This window comes from Brevibacterium sp. K72 (assembly GCF_050562175.1).
GTDB classification, from domain to species: Bacteria; Actinomycetota; Actinomycetes; order Actinomycetales; family Brevibacteriaceae; genus Brevibacterium; species Brevibacterium casei.
This window is the reverse complement of record NZ_CP191582.1, coordinates 3,405,762-3,421,921: the sequence shown is the minus strand read 5'-3', so window position 1 is coordinate 3,421,921 and position 16,160 is coordinate 3,405,762. Positions and strand designations below refer to the sequence as shown.

Here is a 16,160-nt window from a genome sequence, read left to right as displayed (position 1 = left end):
ACCGCCGAAGATGGACCCGGAAGCGGTCCGCATCGTCGCCCTCGGCGGCCTCGGCGAGGTCGGGCGCAACATGACCGTGTTCGAATACCACGGCAAGATCCTCATCGTCGACGCCGGCGTCCTCTTCCCCGAGGAGGAGCAGCCCGGCGTCGACCTCATCCTCCCCGACTTCTCCTACCTCGACGACCGCCTCGACGACATCGTCGGCCTCGTCCTCACCCACGGCCACGAGGACCACATCGGAGCCGTGCCCTACCTCCTCAAGCGCAAGCCCGACATCCCGATCCTCGGCTCGAAGCTGACGATCGCGCTCATCGAGGCGAAGCTCAAGGAGCACCGGATCAAGCCGATCACCCGCGTCGTCGCGGCCGGTGACACCGACCAGCTCGGGCCCTTCGACCTCGAGTTCGTCGCCGTCAACCACTCGATCCCCGACGCGCTCGCCGTCTTCATCCGCACCGGTGCCGGCAACATCCTCCACACCGGTGACTTCAAGATGGACCAGCTCCCGCTCGACGGCCGGATCACGGACCTGCGCGCCTTCGCCCGCCTCGGCGAGGAGGGCGTCGACCTGTTCATGACGGACTCGACGAACGCCGAGGTCCCCGGCTTCACCGCGCTCGAGAAGGACATCGGCCCGGTGCTCGAGAACCTCTTCGGCCACGCCGAGCGCCGCATCATCGTCGCCTCGTTCTCCTCGCACGTCCACCGCGTGCAGCAGGTGCTCAACGCCGCGAGCGCGCACGGACGCAAGGTCGCCCTCGTCGGCCGGTCGATGGTGCGCAACATGAAGATCGCCGCCGACCTCGGCTACCTCGACGTGCCCAAGGGCGTGCTCATCGACATCAAGGACGTCGACGACCTGCCCGACGACCAGGTCGTGCTCATGTGCACCGGGTCCCAGGGCGAGCCGATGGCAGCGCTCTCCCGCATGGCCAACCGCAACCACCGCATCGAGGTCGGCGACGGCGACACCGTCATCCTCGCCTCCTCGCTCATCCCCGGCAACGAGAACTCGGTGTTCAAGGTCATCAACGGCCTCATGAAGCTCGGCGCGAAGGTGATCTCGAAGGCCGATGCGAAGGTCCACGTCTCCGGTCACGCGTCCGGCGGCGAGCTCCTCTACTGCTACAACATCGTCAAGCCCCGCGGCGTCATGCCCGTCCACGGCGAGTGGCGACACCTGCTCGCCAACGCCCGCCACGCCGAGGCGACCGGGGTCGATCCCGACAACATCGTCCTCGCCGACGACGGTTGGGTCGTCGACCTCAAGGACGGCCACGCCGAGGTGGTCGGTGCCGTCGACTGCAACTACGTCTTCGTCGACGGTTCGTCCGTCGGTGAGATCACCGAGGCGGATCTCAAGGACCGTCTCGTGCTCGCCGGTGAGGGCTTCGTGACGATCTTCCTCGCCGTGAACTCGCAGACGAAGACGCTCATCGCCGGCCCTGAGATCCATGCCCGCGGCGTCGCCGAGAACGACTCCGTCTTCGACTCGATCATCCCCAAGGTGACCAAGGCCGTCGAGGAGGCACTCGAGTCGGGGACGACGGACCAGTACCAGCTCCAGCAGGTCGTGCGCCGCACGGTCGGGCGCTGGGTGTCCTCGAAGCTGCGGCGCAAGCCGATGATCGTCCCCATGGTCGTCATCGTCTGAGGATCTGCGCGGTCGCCGGCGGCCGGTCGCTTGTCGGCGGCCGCTGGGTGCTGCTTGAGCGCGGTGAGCCGACACGCGCGTGGTGATTTCACCGCGCCTGTGTCGGTTCACCGCGCTTTTGCCGTGTGTGCGGTGGCATGGCGGGCGGATTGCCCGGAGTCGAGGACGCCCAGTGTCGATTCTGGACGCTCGAATCGACACTGCGGGTCCTCAAGTCGCGGGGGAGGGCGGCCGACGCCCGCCGGCGTCAGGCTGAGCGCCCGCTCGCGCCCAGTGCCCACCACGTCAGGCGTTCGCGACGAGCGGCTTTCCTGCCGACTTCCGCGCGAGGACGACGAGGACGATGAGGCCGACGACGACCGCGCTGAGCACCACCGTGCCCGAATTCGCGCCCAGGCCGTTGATGCCGATGAACGCGAGCGCACCGGCAGTGAGCGCGTAGACGAGCATGGGGATCGACGTGCGCCGGATGAGCTCGCCCTCGCGCCCGATGAGACCGACCGTCGCCGAGGCGGCCACGACGTTGTGGACGGCGACCATGTTTCCCGCCGCCCCGCCGACGGCCTGTGCGGCCACCACCGTCTCCGGCGAGGCCGCGCCGATCGCGACGCCGGTGGAGAACTGGAACTGGGAGAACATGATGTTCGAGACCGTGTTCGATCCCGCCACGAATGCGCCGAGCGCCCCGATGAAGGGGGCGAGCAGGGGCCAGGCGTCGCCGACGGTGGAGGCGGCCGCCTCGGCGAGGGTGACCGGCATCGAATCGAGGCCCGCGTTGTTGTAGTCCGACCCGGAGTTGATGAACACGCGCACGAGCGGCAGGGAGCACAGGAGTGCGACGGCGGCTCCGGCGATCTGGCCCCCGGCGATCCGCCACGACGACCCGATCTGCTCCTTCGTCATCCGGTGGATGAGGTAGGTCAGTCCGCACGCGAGGACGAAGATCGCGCCGGGCGACCAGAGCAGATCCATGTTCTGGTTGATCGGGGTTCCGAAGATCCCCTCGATCTTGATCACGGCCGGACCGTTGAGGAACTCCTTGATCGGGGGCACGTTGCGGGTGATGAGGAGGAGGGCGACGACGATGAGGTAGGGCGCCCAGGCTCGGGCCAGTGACATCTTCTTCTGCAGGTGCGCGGCCTCGTCGGCGGGGTCGACGGTGCCCATCCAGAAGGCCGGCCACATCGATCGGGGCGCGAAGTCCCAGACCGTCTTCGGCATGAGGAATCCCATGCGGGAGGTCGTGACGACGATGGCCAACCCGATGAGCCCGCCGAGCAGGGAGGGGAACTCAGGACCGAGGAACATCGCGACGAGGATGTAGGGCACGATCATCGCGAACGCGGAGTAGATCGCGAATGGGGCGACGGCGAGTCCATCGGCGAACCGGCGCCGCTCCCCGAAGAACCCGGTCATCAGGCACGCGAGCAGCAGCGGGATGAGGATGCCGCACACCGCGTGGATGAGGGCGACCTGGACGGCGGTGTGGGCGACGAACTGCGACTGGTCGAGGCCGAGCTGGGCGGCGCGGGCGGCGACGTCGGGCGACATGGACCCTTCCTCCTGGGACAGGCCGGTGCCGATGCCGACGATCATCGGGGTGCCCACGGCACCGAAGCTCACCGGCGTCGACTGGATGATGAGCCCGGCGAGGACCGCGGCGATCGCGGGGAACCCGAGGGCGAGCAGGAGCGGGGCGACGACGGCGGCCGGGGTGCCGAAGCCGGCGGCGCCCTCGATGAAGGACCCGAAGAGCCACGCGACGATGATGACCTGGACCCGCCGGTCGGGGGAGATGGAGACGAAGCCTGCGCGGATCGTCTCGATGGCGCCGGACCGGGTGATCGTCGCGAGCAGGAGGAGTGCGCCGAAGACGATCCACAGCAGTCCGATCGCCACGAGCAGGCCCTGGACGACGGAGGCGGCGATCGTCACCCATTCGATCTGCCATGCGAAGTTCGCGACGAGGGCTGCGGCGATGAGTCCGACGGGCATCGCGTACTTCGCCGGCCAGCGGAAGCCGATGAGGAGGACGCCCGCGAGCAGGATCGGAGTGAGGGCGAGAAGGGCGGCTACGGCAAGGTTGTCCATCGTCGTTCCGATCCGTGGCGACGCTGCCACTGGTAGGGGAGCCGCGGTGGGCACGGCCTCTGGTGTCATCTTTGCCCGGACCGATGTCCCTGGTCAAGGGTGCAGTCCGCTCGCCGAGGCGGGGTGAGGTCGATCGGTCGGGTGGCGTCATCGGTCCGCCGAGGTGGCCCGCCGCCCCCGGCGAGGCGGCCCCCACCCCCGCCGAGGCGGCCCAGCTGTGCCCGCCCGACCGTCAACCTGGCCGCCAGCCCATCCTCCCAACCGGCCTGGTCCGGACGCCAAGGTCGCCTGTGGGTCTTGAGTCGGCTCGCCAGGGCCGATAATGTCGTCAGTGTCGGGCGTCACACGACCTCCGGCAGGAGAGCTCCACCCGGAGAACTCCGGCTGGGGACCTCCACCAGGGGCGTGGGCCGCTCGCTCGCACACAGCGCACCGCTGGCAGTCGGCTGCCCGCGGCTGACGAAGGAGTCGGAGCTCATGACGTTCATCCCCAGAGAGTCAGACGAGACGATTCCCGGCCTGCCCGAGGTCGTCGACGCCGACACGTGGCGCAACGAACGCGCCCAGCTCCTCGACCGGGAGAAGGCCCACACCGCCGAGGCGGACGCCATCGCCGCCGCCCGTCGCACCCTGCCGATGGTCGAGATCGACGGTGACGCCGAGGTCCATGGCGAGGACGGCGCGGTCGCCTTCCGCGAGCTCTTCGACGGCCGCGACGAACTCATCGTCTACAAGCACATGTGGTACGACGGCGCACCCCATCAGGGTCAGTGCGAAGGCTGCACCGCCGTGGCCTGGAGCCTCCAGGACTCCGTCTACCTCAACGCCCGCGGCGTCTCCTTCGCCGTCCTCACCTCCGGGGCGTGGTCCGAGGTCCGCCCGTACGTCCACTTCATGGGATACGAGCAGCCGTGGTTCTCCGTCCGCGGTCTCGACGAACCGCTCGGTGGGGACATGGGGTCCCTGCTCAGCTTCGTTCGCCGAGGCGACCGGGTGTTCCTCACGTATTCGACGACCGGACGGGGTGTCGAACCGGTGACCGGGTTCCTCGGTCTCCTCGACATGACTCCCTTGGGTCGGCGCGAGGGGTGGGAGGACGTGCCCGAGGACTGGCCTGAGGTCCCCGACGCGGGATCGCCCGTCGGCGGACGCGGGTCGCCGGTCGGATGGTACTGGCGCACCGACGACGCGGGACGGGCCACATGGGGCCCGACATCGCGCCCGGTTCCCCAGTGGACGCGGCACGGCGCGGCGCCGGTGACCTCGCTCGGACGCGACGGCCACGGTCACTGAGAACCGCGCCGCGTCGCCCGACGCTGAGACCGGGCGCCCCCGGTCCCCTTCGCGGGGCGCAGGCACGCGGCCCCTGGTGCTGGGCACCCGTCCGGGGTCCCCGACCCCGACGCCACGAACGGGCCATTCTCGGGGTGGTCCCGCCTCGGCGAGGGGGTGTGCGGACACGGCTCCGGCAGAGGTTTGACGAGACGTGGATCACGTCATAGTCTTTTCGGTGTGTGAACAATAAATTTCACGATGTGAAAGTTTCGCCGGTCAAACCCCGTTGCCAGCGATACTCGACGCACCGCAGAGGTGCTGTAGAAGGAGAACCACCGATGACTGCTCATATCGAGAACCTCGACGTTCCCGCAGGGATGGAGATCAGGGGCGAGCTGCCCGACGGGGCGGAGAAGGTGCTCACCCCGCAGGCGCTCGAGCTCATCGCCGAGCTGCACCGGAAATTCAACGGGGACCGCCTCGAGCGTCTCGAGGCCCGCCGGGTGCGCCAGCAGGAGATCGCGAACGGCGCCGACCTCGACTTCCTTCCCGAGACCAAGGAGATCCGCGAGGACGAGACCTGGCAGGTCGCCCCGCCTGCGCCCGGCCTCGAGGACCGTCGCGTCGAGGTCACCGGCCCGACGTACAAGAAGATGACGATCAATGCGCTCAACTCGGGTGCGAAGGTGTGGCTGGCCGACCAGGAGGACGCGAACACCCCGCAGTGGGACTCGGTCATCGGCGGTCAGATCAACCTCCTCGACGCCCTCACCCGCGAGATCGACTTCACCTCGCCCGAGGGCAAGGAGTACACGCTCGCCCCCGACGAGGAGCTGCCGACGATCGTCGTCCGCCCCCGCGGGTGGCACATGCCGGAGAAGCACATCCTCGTCGACGGTGAGGAGACCTCGGGGTCGCTCGTCGACTTCGCGCTCTACTTCGCCACCGCCGGGCAGCTCCAGATCGAGAAGGGCAAGGGCCCGTACTTCTACCTTGCGAAGATGGAGTCCCACCTCGAGGCGCGCCTGTGGAACCAGGTCTTCGAGCACGCTGAGGACTCCTTCGGCCTCGCCCGCGGCACGATCCGCGCGACCGTGCTCATCGAGACCTATCCGGCGGCGTTCGAGATGGAGGAGATCCTCTACGAACTCCGCGAGCACTCCGCGGGCCTCAACGCCGGCCGCTGGGACTACATCTTCTCCGTCATCAAGAACTTCCGCTCCCGCGGCTCCGACTACCTCCTGCCCGACCGTTCGGACGTGACGATGACGGTGCCCTTTATGCGTGCCTACACCGAGCTGCTCGTGCGCACGTGCCACAAGCGCGGGGCGCATGCGATCGGCGGCATGAGCGCGTTCGTCCCGGCCAAGGACCCCGAGGCCAACGAAGCGGCGTTCGCCAAGGTCCGCGAGGACAAGTCCCGTGAGGCCGGCAACGGCTTCGACGGCTCGTGGGTCGCCCACCCGGGCATGGTCGCCCTGTGCAAGGAGGTCTTCACCGAGACCCTCGGCGACAAGCCCAACCAGATCGACAACAAGCGCGAGGATGTCTCCGTCACCGCCGCCGAGCTCCTCGGCGTCAAATCCACCCCGGGTGCCATCACCGAGGCGGGGCTGCGGACGAACATCAGCGTCGGCATCCAGTACCTGCGGGCGTGGCTCGAGGGCAACGGTGCGGTCGCGATCCACGGGCTCATGGAGGATGCGGCGACCGCCGAGATCTCCCGCTCCCAGGTGTGGCAGTGGCTCGACGCAGGCGTCGAACTCGACACCGGTGAGAAGGTCACTCGGGAGCTCGTCGAGAAGCTCGTCGCCGAGGAGGTCGCGAAGCTTCCCGGTGACGAATCCGACTGGAAGGACGCCACCGACCTCTTCCTCTCCGTGGCCGTCGCCCCCGACTACGTCGACTTCCTCACCCTGCCCGCGTACGCGAAGATGGCCTGAGGTCTGAGGTCTGAGGCCTGAGGCCCTGAGGCCCTGAGGCCTGAGGCCCTGAGGCCCTGAGGCCTGAGGCCCTGAGGCCTGCGGCGCGAGGCCCTGAGGCCTGAGGCGCGGGCGTCGTCCGGCGATCAGGCGGCACCGACGCGGTGATCCGACACTCCGCAACCACCGACGCGGTGATCCGACAAAAACGCGGTCAGCAGACCGCGTTTTTGCCGGATCACCGCGTTGTTGTTTCTGGTCGGTTGTGTCACCGCGTTGTTGTCGATGTGGTCCAGTGGTGTTCCCTCGCCGAGGCGGGGCCGGGGTCACGATGTCGTCGTGGAGTCGGCGAGGGCGTCGAGTTCGCGGGGGAGCGTGCGCATCCCGACCAGCGGGGAGATGAGCACCGGCAGGGCGGAGAGCACGGCGAGGCCCGCGAAGATCCACAGTGTGGCAACGATGCCGATCCCCTGCGCGATGGTCCCGCCGAGGAACGCGCCCACGGGCATCGGACCCCACACGAGGAAGCGGATCGAGGCGTTCATCCGCCCGAGCAGCGGCTTCGGGCACAGCCGCTGGCGGAAGCTCACCTGCGTGACGTTGTAGACGACGACGCAGCATGAGAGGACGAGCCACCCGATGAGCAGCGTCGGCAGCGACGGGAGGACGGAGGCGAGGGGGACGGCGAGTGAGGTGAGGCCGGACAGCGTCGCCGAGACCGCGATCGAGCGGCCCTCGCCGATAACCTTCTGCACCCACGACGAACTCAGTGCCCCGACGATGCCGCCGACGGCACCAAGGGACATGACGAGTCCGAGTTGGAACTGGTTGAGGTCGAGGGTGCGCAGCGCGTAGAGGACGAGGAGTGCGAAGATCGCCGAGGAGGCGAAGTTCGACAGGCCCGTGCATGCGACGATCCGGCGCAGCAGCGGGTGTCCGAAGACGAAGGCGAGGCCCTCGCGGATGTCGGCGACGAGCGTCGGTCTGCTGTCGGGCTGTGGCGTGTCTTCGCGGTGGCGGATGCGGCTGACGAAGAGGCTCGAGAGTCCCATGCACACGCTCGTCACCGCGATCGTCAGTGGTCCGCCGATGAGGCCGACAAGTCCTGACGCCGTCGAGGGGCCGACGACGAGGGCGGTCTGCTGGCTCGCCTGAAGTTTGCCGTTGCCGTCGCCGATCTGGTCGCCCGCGACGATCTCGGGCAGATAGGACTGGTTCGCGACGTCGAAGAAGACGGTGACGACGCCGACGCATGCTGCGACGATGCAGAGCTGGACCATGGTGAGCAGGTCGAGCGCCCACGCGAGCGGGATCGTGAGGAGGAACGCGGCGCGGAGCAGATCGCCTGCGACGATGACCTGCTGCTTGCGCATCCGGTCGACCCAAGCGCCGGCCGGGAGGCTGATGAGGAGGAAGGCGGCGTTCTCGAGCGCGGCGAGGACGCCCATCTCGAACGCGTTCGCCTCGAGCAGCTGCACGGCGATGAGAGGGAGGGCGAAGAGGACGAGCTGGTTGCCGAAGACGGAGACAGTGTCGCCCATCCACAGCTGCCGGAAGTCGTGGTGGCGCCACAGAGAGCGTGGTCCGGTCGGAGAGCCAGAGCTCGACGACGAAGTCGGCAGAGCGCTGTCCGCGGGTGAGGACCTTGGCTCGGTCTGTGTCGCAGTGTCGCTCGACGGTGCTGTCGGGGGCATGCTGCTTGACGACGTGCTTGCGTTCGACGGTGAGTCCGGGGGAGTGGTGCTCGGGCACGATTCCGCCGGCTCTGACTGAGAGGCCGGTGCGGGCAGCGGTGAAGGCATCGGGGGCGGTGTCGTCGGCACCGGTGTAGTCGGCGGATCAGTAGCGTCGTCTGTGCTCATGGGCTCTTCTTCGAGTCAGCGGGAATCACAGCAGTGATTGAGTTCTCTCAATCAGTAGTCTGACACCACTGCGCTCGGCGGACAATGCCCCATTACGAAGTGATTGACTTCTCTCAACCGTTGGCTAGCGTTGACGGCATGAATGCGGAGACGCCATGAACGCGAAGCCGGCAATGCCTGGCGAGGGGCGAGAAGGCCCACCGCCAAGCACTGGCCGCGACAGCGAGCCCCTGACCCGCGGCGCCGAGCGCCCCACCCGCGACGCCGAGCGCCCCACCCGCGACGCCGAGCGCCCCACCCGCGACGCCGAGCGTGTCGCCGTGGCGATCGAGCGCCGCGACGCCACCGACGCAGAGGCAAAGGCGCTCGCCTCGAGTGTGCGGCTCCGGATACTGCGCCTGTGCCTCAATGAGGCGCTGACCAACCGTGAGATCGCCGAGGCGACCGGGCTCAATCCTGCGACCTCCCTCCACCACGTGCGGATGCTCGCCGACACCGGGTTCCTCGCGGCCCAGGAGGTGCGCCGCGGTCGCCGCGGCGCACGGGAGATCCCGTACCTCGCGACCGGCAAGAGCTGGTTCATCGACGCCGGTGACGTGACGAACCCGATGATCGATGCGTTCTCCGCGGAGTTCTCGGCAGCTCCGTATGAGGAGCGGACGATGAGTCGGATGGCCGCGATGCTCACCGCTGAGGAGGTCGACGAGTTCCGGCAGCGACTCGAGGACCTGCTCGAGGACTTCCGCTCCCGGAACTCCGCTGCCCGCAGTGACGGCGCCGAGGCGCGCGAGTGGGCGGTCTTCGTCGCCATGCACCCGAGCGCGCGCACCAGTTCTCCCGGCGACCGCCTCGGCGGCCCCGACGACGAGCAGCCACCGACGCGGTGATCCGACACAAACGCGGTGACGCGACGCCCCTCCGAACACCGACGCGGTGATCCGACAAAAACGCGGTTAGCAGACCGCGTTTTTGTCGGATCACCGCGTCGAAGCAACACGACCCTCAAGGCGCGCCGAGACCTCCGGATTTGCAGGCCCCGCGCGCCGAATCGCCCTAGGATATGGAGCATGGCGACCAGAACGACTTCCCCCGCTTCTGGTACCGGAAAGCGCTCTGCCTCTAAGGCGGCCTCCAAGGCGAAGGGCGGTTCCGGACAAGCGGGGACCGAAGACCCCGGGACAAACGTTGTCACCGGTGCGTGGAGGGGAGTGGCCCACATGGCCGGAAACCGTGCGCGAAAGATCCTCAGTGACGAACCGGACGAGCAGTCACCGACGAAGAGGGACGGCACGGCCTTCTTCCTCGTCGGGCTCTCGATCGTCATCGCCGCCTTCGAATGGTGGAACATCCCCGGCGCGATCAGCGATGTGGTCCGCAACGTCGTCGAAGGCACCTTCGGCCGCGTCGCACTCGCCCTGCCGGTGGTCTTCCTCGCCTATGCGATCCGCCTCTTCCTCCGCGGCGACGACAACCGCGGCAACAACCGGATCCTCATCGGCATCGTCCTGCTGCTCCTCTCGGCGGCCGGACTCGCCCACATCGCCGCGGGCAACCCGAGCTTCGTCAACTCCCGCGAGGCGATGGCCAACGGCGGCGGAGCGCTCGGCTTCGTCATCTCCTCCCCGCTCGTCATCGCCACGACCGTCTACGTCGCCGTCCCCCTGCTCGTCCTCCTCGGACTCTTCTCCCTCCTCGTCGTCACCGCGACCCCGGTCCGCGCGATCCCGACCCGGCTCACCGCGCTTTACCAGCGCCTGACCGGCGGAGCCCGGCCGACCCCGAACGCCGAGGATGCCGACACCGCCGAGGCGAACTCGACCGATCTCGTGGCCGAGAACACCCATACCTCGAGCCTCAAACCGGTCATGGGCGCCAAGCGCCGCAGCCGGAAGAAGAAGACCGAGATCCCCGAGCTCGACACCCCCGTCGACGACGACCTCGCCGACAAGGCCTACGACAAGGCCTACATCCGCGAAGAGGAGGTCTCCGACGAGGAGGCCGCGACCACGGTCATCGAGACCGAACCCCAGTTCAAGCCCGGGGAGCGCCGCCCGACGAAGGCCGAACGCGAGGCCTCGGCGCTCAAGAAGGCCATCGGCATGGAGGACGCGCCGACCGTCGCGCACACCGCGAACTCCGCTGCCGCCTCGGCGCCGGTGCCGACGACAAACACCCCGGCACCGCCCCCGACCGAGCAGCTGCCCGAACGCGTCGAACAGCTCACCCTCGCCGGCGACGTCACCTACACCCTGCCGAACTCGGACTACCTCGTCCCCGGACCGCCCGCGAAGGAGCGCTCCGAGGCCAACGACCGCGTCGTCGAGGCCCTGCGCGACGTCCTCGAGCAGTTCAAGATCGACGCCCAGGTCACCGGGTTCTCCCGCGGACCCACGGTCACCCGGTACGAGGTCGAACTCGGTGCGGGCACGAAGGTCGAGAAGGTCACCGCGCTGTCGAAGAACATCGCCTACGCCGTGGCCAGCGCCGACGTCCGCATCCTCTCACCGATCCCCGGCAAGAAGGCGATCGGCATCGAGATCCCGAACTCCGACCGCGAGAACGTCGCCCTCGGCGATGTGCTCCGCTCGAAGGCCGCCCGCAAGACCGACCACCCGATGGTCATGGGCGTGGGCAAGGACGTCGAAGGCGGATTCGTCGTCGCCGACCTCTCGAAGATGCCCCACCTCCTCGTCGCCGGTGCCACCGGTGCCGGTAAGTCGAGCTTCGTCAACTCGATGATCACCTCGATCATGATGCGCGCGACCCCCGACGAGGTGCGCATGATCCTCGTCGACCCCAAGCGCGTGGAGCTGACGATCTACGAGGGAATCCCGCACCTCATCACCCCGATCATCACTAACCCGAAGAAGGCCGCCGAGGCGCTCGAATGGGTCGTGCGCGAGATGGACGCCCGCTACGACGACCTCGCGAACTTCGGCTTCAAGCACATCAAGGAGTTCAACAAGGCCGTCCGCGAGGGCCGCGTGCAGGTGCCGCCCGGGTCCGAGCGGGTCCTCCAGCCCTACCCGTACCTCCTCGTCGTCGTCGACGAGCTCGCCGATCTCATGATGGTCGCCCCCCGCGACGTCGAGGCCTCGATCCAGCGGATCACGCAGCTCGCCCGCGCCGCCGGCATCCACCTCGTGCTCGCCACCCAGCGTCCCAGCGTCGACGTCGTCACCGGCCTCATCAAGGCCAACGTGCCCTCCCGGCTCGCGTTCGCGACGTCCTCGCTCGCCGACTCCCGTGTCGTCCTCGACCAGCCCGGTGCGGAGAAGCTCATCGGGCAGGGTGACGCCCTGTTCCTGCCGATGGGTGCGGCGAAGCCGATGCGCGTCCAGGGTGCGTGGGTGAATGAGTCCGAGATCGAGAAGGTCGTCGAGCACGTCAAGGGCCAGCTCACCCCGAACTACCGCGAGGACGTCGCCGTCGAGGCGCCGAAGAAGCAGATCGACGAGGAGATCGGCGACGACCTCGAACTCCTCCTCCAGGCCGCCGAACAGGTCGTCACCACCCAGTTCGGCTCGACCTCGATGCTCCAGCGCAAGCTCCGTGTCGGCTTCGCGAAGGCCGGTCGCCTCATGGACCTCATGGAGTCCCGCGGCATCGTCGGCCCCTCCGAGGGATCGAAGGCCCGCGACGTCCTCGTCCGCCCCGAGGATCTGCCGGCGACCCTGGCCGTCATCAAGGGGGAGACCCCGCCCGCCGAGGCGGCCGATCCGTCCGCGGGTGCCTCGGCTGCCGATGACTTCGCCGAGGACTTCGACGACGACTACGGTGACTCCGGCGACGAGTACGGTGCGTCCGATGACAGTCGGGGGACCGCCTCGGCGAGGGAGGACCGCTACGGCAACGGCGTCGGCCATGCCGAGGATCTGCGGGTCGGCGACATCGACCCGGAGACGGGACTCGAGGTCGTCGAGGCCTCGGGAGAGGACGCCTGGCAGCTCACCGGCCGCTGAGGCCACGGGCCGTTGTGAGGCGGCCGGCATAACGATTGCGGAGTCGATCGCCCACGATAAGCGGTCGGCTCCGTCTCATTGCCAGGGGTCTCCGATAGGGTTGAGGTGTGAACGAACGAGCTGAGACCCCACCCGAGGCCGCCCCGAGCAACTGGAACCTCCCCAACGCGCTGACTGTCGTGCGGATCCTGCTCGTTCCCGTCTTCCTCGTCTTGCTTCTCAATGACGGCGGGCAGAACATGACGACGCGGTGGTGGGCGCTCGCGGTGTTCCTGCTCGCGATGCTCACCGACAAGATCGACGGCGACCTCGCTCGCAAGTACAACCTCATCACGGACTTCGGCAAGATCGCCGACCCCATCGCCGACAAGTCGCTCATGGCAGCGGCTCTCATCGGCCTCGCCGTCGTCGGCGAGGTCCCGTGGTGGGTGCCCGTGATCATCCTCGTCCGTGAACTCGGCATCACGGTGCTGCGGTTCTTCATGATCCGCATCGCCGTCATGCCCGCCTCCCGCGGCGGCAAGATCAAGACCGTCCTCCAGACCGTGGCGATCGGCCTCCTGCTCCTGTGGAAGCCGCTCGCGTTCCTCGTGCCCGGTGTCGTCGCCGTCGTCCTCCTCGTCATCGCGTGGCTCGTCCTCGTCGCCGCGATCATCGTCACGATCGTCACCGGCGTCGACTACTGCATCCAGGCGGCGAAGCTCGCCCGCGCCGCGCATGCGGGGGAGGCAGGCGCACCTGCCGGCAATGCGGACAGCGGCGGCAACCTCGGCGAACGCAACCGTGGTGGCACTCGCGATGACGGCACTCCGGGCCAGTCACAGTCCGACGATGGCCGCTGACCTTCTCGCGACGTGCCGGGGCATCATCGCCACGTGCACGCGGCTGGGACTCTCGGTCGCCTCGGCGGAATCGCTCACCGCGGGACGCTTCATCTCCACTCTCGTCGACGTCCCCGGCGCCTCCGCGGTCGTCCGCGGGGGACTCGTCACCTATGCCACCGACCTCAAAGCGACCCTTGCCGGGGTCGATGCCGACCGTCTCGAGGAGACCGGACCCGTCGACCCGCACGTCGCCGCGGAGATGGCCGTCGGAGCCGCTCGCGCCTGCATCGCCGACATCGGGGTCTCGTGCACCGGGGTCGCCGGACCCGATCCGCAGGACGGCAAGGAGGTCGGACTCGTCTTCACGGCCGTCGCCTTCGGCTCCCGTGCAGAAGTCCTCGAGCATCACTTCACCGGGGACCGGGAGGCGATCCGGCAGGCCACGGTCGCGACGATGATCGAGCGCCTCGGCGAGTTCACGACGAAGCTCGCGTTCGGTCCCGGTGGGGAATGAGCGCGGAATAAGTTCCCTGTCTCAGCGGTTGTCTCATCACAATGACATACGCACTGAAATGCCACCGCGCCGGTTTCTCCGAAAGGACTGGCAATACCCCGATCTCACCCGCCCAGGTTGGCGCGTCCGCGCGGCCGGGCTGTAAAGTTGAATGCACGATCGCGCGAGCAAAGGGAGGGACGCACAATGTTACTGAGAGTTGAAATCGGCGACGCCCTGCGTTCCGCTCGCCGCCGTCAGGGACGGACGCTGCGCGATGTCTCCACGGGAGCCAGCGTCTCGCTCGGCTACCTCAGCGAGATCGAACGCGGACAGAAGGAAGCCTCTTCCGAACTCCTGTCGGCGATCTGCGAAGCCCTCGATCTCCCCGTCTCGGCGCTGCTCACCGAGGTCTCCGATCGCTTCGCCCTGGCAGAGGGCGTCGAGATCCCGGATACCATCCCGCAGGAGCTCTCGGACAAGATCCTCGGACACCCCGGCGGATACCCGTCTCCGCGGCTGGCAGCCAAGCCGTAATGCGCCACACCCTCTACTGGACCCTCATGAATGAGGAGTTCGGTGAGGCCCGCGCGGCCTCGCTCCACACCGACCTCACCCTGAGCAGCATCGGGTCGATCACCGCCGCCGAGGCGTTCCGCCGCGGCATCGAACCCCGCGACATCTGGATCGCCGTGTGCGATTCGATGGGCGTCCCCGAATCCCGTCGCCTCGGCAAGGAGAAGCCCCGGTCGACGCCGTTCTGACCTCATCCGGGGCTGCGGCATGCCTGGTGGTTCGGACAGATCTTCGCCCGACACGCCGACATATATCGAACACCTGTTCCCATATGGGCTATGCTGGTGAGCGAATCACGGGACCTGTGACCACGAGTGGCCGACTGTCCACAGGGGAGAATCCTCCTCTGTCCTCATGTCAGTGCCGTCTTCTAGCGTTGGTCTCACAGGAAACGACACCTTAGGAGAGGTCATGGCGCGTACACCCAAGAACCTGCAGATCCCCACCGGCGGCGACAAGTCGAAGGCCCTCGACGCCGCCCTCGGACAGATCGACCGCAACTACGGCAAGGGCGCGATCATGCGCCTCGGCGAAGGAGTCCGGGAGCCGATCGAGTCGATCCCGACGGGTTCGGTCTCCCTCGACATCGCCCTGGGCATCGGCGGTCTCCCGCGCGGCCGCGTCGTCGAGATCTACGGTCCGGAGTCCTCCGGTAAGACGACCGTGGCCCTCCACGCCGTCGCGAACGCGCAGAAGGCCGGCGGCATCGCCGCGTTCATCGACGCCGAGCACGCCCTCGACCCCGAGTATGCGAAGAAGCTCGGCGTCGACACCGACCAGCTGCTCGTGTCCCAGCCCGACACCGGTGAGCAGGCGCTCGAGATCGCCGACATGCTCATCCGCTCCGGCGCCCTTGACATCATCGTCATCGACTCGGTGGCGGCGCTCGTGCCCAAGGCCGAGATCGAGGGCGAGATGGGCGACAGCCATGTCGGCCTCCAGGCCCGCCTCATGTCGCAGGCCCTGCGGAAGATCACCGGAGCACTCGCCCAGTCGAAGACCACGGCGATCTTCATCAACCAGCTCCGTGAGAAGGTCGGCGTCTTCTTCGGCTCACCCGAGACCACCTCGGGCGGCAAGGCGCTGAAGTTCTACGCCTCCGTGCGCATCGACGTCCGCCGCATCGAGACCCTCAAGGAGGGCCAGGACGCGATCGGCAACCGCACTCGGGCGAAGATCGTCAAGAACAAGGTCGCCCCGCCGTTCAAGCAGGCCGAGTTCGACATCCTCTACGGCCATGGCATCTCCCGCGAAGGCAGCCTCATCGACATGGGCGTCGACAACGGGATCATCCGCAAGTCCGGTTCGTGGTTCACCTACGACGGCGACCAGCTGGGCCAGGGCAAGGAGAACGTCCGCAACTTCCTCCGCGACAACCCCGGCCTCGCCGAGGAGATCGAGCTGAAGATCAAGCACAAGATGGGGCTGATCAAGGTCGACGAGGATCCCGCCGACGCTCCTGCCGCTGAGGAGTCCGACGACGTCGAGGTCTCGTGAG

Annotated in this window: 12 protein-coding genes; 10 read left to right on the top strand and 2 right to left on the bottom strand. The window is 68.0% G+C overall.

Annotated elements, in window-relative coordinates:
• The first annotated feature begins 10 nt into the window (after nt 1-10).
• Entirely contained in the window at nt 11-1,657 is a 1,647-nt protein-coding gene (locus ACQ1RG_RS15400; RefSeq protein ID WP_009378488.1) for a ribonuclease J, read from the top strand.
• Between the two features lie 285 nt (nt 1,658-1,942).
• Here the strand turns inward: ACQ1RG_RS15400 and ACQ1RG_RS15395 are convergent, their stop codons facing one another.
• Nucleotides 1,943-3,748 (bottom strand): L-lactate permease, encoded by a 1,806-nt coding sequence (locus ACQ1RG_RS15395; RefSeq protein ID WP_063249005.1) that lies wholly within the window; start codon nt 3,746-3,748, stop codon nt 1,943-1,945.
• 477 nt (nt 3,749-4,225) lie between these two features.
• Between ACQ1RG_RS15395 and ACQ1RG_RS15390 the strand changes: the two genes are divergently transcribed.
• On the top strand, nt 4,226-5,041 hold the full coding sequence (locus tag ACQ1RG_RS15390; protein ID WP_095376490.1) for a DUF899 family protein: 816 nt from the start codon (nt 4,226-4,228) through the stop codon (nt 5,039-5,041).
• A gap of 320 nt (nt 5,042-5,361) precedes the next feature.
• On the top strand, nt 5,362-6,966 hold the full coding sequence (gene aceB, locus ACQ1RG_RS15385; RefSeq protein ID WP_430600234.1) for a malate synthase A: 1,605 nt from the start codon (nt 5,362-5,364) through the stop codon (nt 6,964-6,966).
• Between the two features lie 305 nt (nt 6,967-7,271).
• Here the strand turns inward: aceB and ACQ1RG_RS15380 are convergent, their stop codons facing one another.
• A complete protein-coding gene (locus ACQ1RG_RS15380; protein ID WP_009378497.1) occupies nt 7,272-8,486 on the bottom strand; it encodes an MFS transporter in 1,215 nt (404 codons plus the stop codon).
• Nucleotides 8,487-8,962: 476 nt separating this feature from the next.
• On the opposite strand from ACQ1RG_RS15380, the gene ACQ1RG_RS15375 reads away from it, so the two are divergent.
• From ACQ1RG_RS15375 to recA, 7 genes are all read left to right on the top strand, one after another.
• A complete protein-coding gene (locus ACQ1RG_RS15375; protein WP_082835024.1) occupies nt 8,963-9,694 on the top strand; it encodes an ArsR/SmtB family transcription factor in 732 nt (243 codons plus the stop codon).
• 330 nt (nt 9,695-10,024) lie between these two features.
• Nucleotides 10,025-12,769, top strand: coding sequence for a DNA translocase FtsK (locus ACQ1RG_RS15370; protein WP_430600232.1), 2,745 nt, complete (start codon nt 10,025-10,027; stop codon nt 12,767-12,769).
• A 107-nt stretch (nt 12,770-12,876) separates the two neighbouring features.
• Nucleotides 12,877-13,611 carry a CDP-diacylglycerol--glycerol-3-phosphate 3-phosphatidyltransferase gene (gene pgsA / locus ACQ1RG_RS15365; RefSeq protein ID WP_009378504.1) on the top strand — a complete coding sequence of 245 codons (735 nt, stop codon included), beginning with the start codon at nt 12,877-12,879 and terminating at the stop codon, nt 13,609-13,611.
• A complete protein-coding gene (locus tag ACQ1RG_RS15360) occupies nt 13,601-14,107 on the top strand; it encodes a CinA family protein (RefSeq protein WP_009378506.1) in 507 nt (168 codons plus the stop codon). The genes pgsA and ACQ1RG_RS15360 overlap by 11 nt, the downstream gene beginning before the upstream one ends.
• A gap of 147 nt (nt 14,108-14,254) precedes the next feature.
• Nucleotides 14,255-14,623 carry a helix-turn-helix domain-containing protein gene (locus ACQ1RG_RS15355; protein ID WP_373270486.1) on the top strand — a complete coding sequence of 123 codons (369 nt, stop codon included), beginning with the start codon at nt 14,255-14,257 and terminating at the stop codon, nt 14,621-14,623.
• Nucleotides 14,623-14,850 (top strand): DUF3046 domain-containing protein, encoded by a 228-nt coding sequence (locus tag ACQ1RG_RS15350; RefSeq protein ID WP_009378509.1) that lies wholly within the window; start codon nt 14,623-14,625, stop codon nt 14,848-14,850. Before ACQ1RG_RS15355 ends, ACQ1RG_RS15350 begins: the two co-directional genes overlap by 1 nt.
• Nucleotides 14,851-15,073: 223 nt before the next feature.
• The gene (gene recA / locus ACQ1RG_RS15345; RefSeq protein ID WP_009378512.1) at nt 15,074-16,159 is read left to right on the top strand and encodes a recombinase RecA; all 1,086 of its coding nucleotides are present in this window, start codon (nt 15,074-15,076) and stop codon (nt 16,157-16,159) included.
• The last annotated feature ends 1 nt before the right edge of the window (nt 16,160 follow it).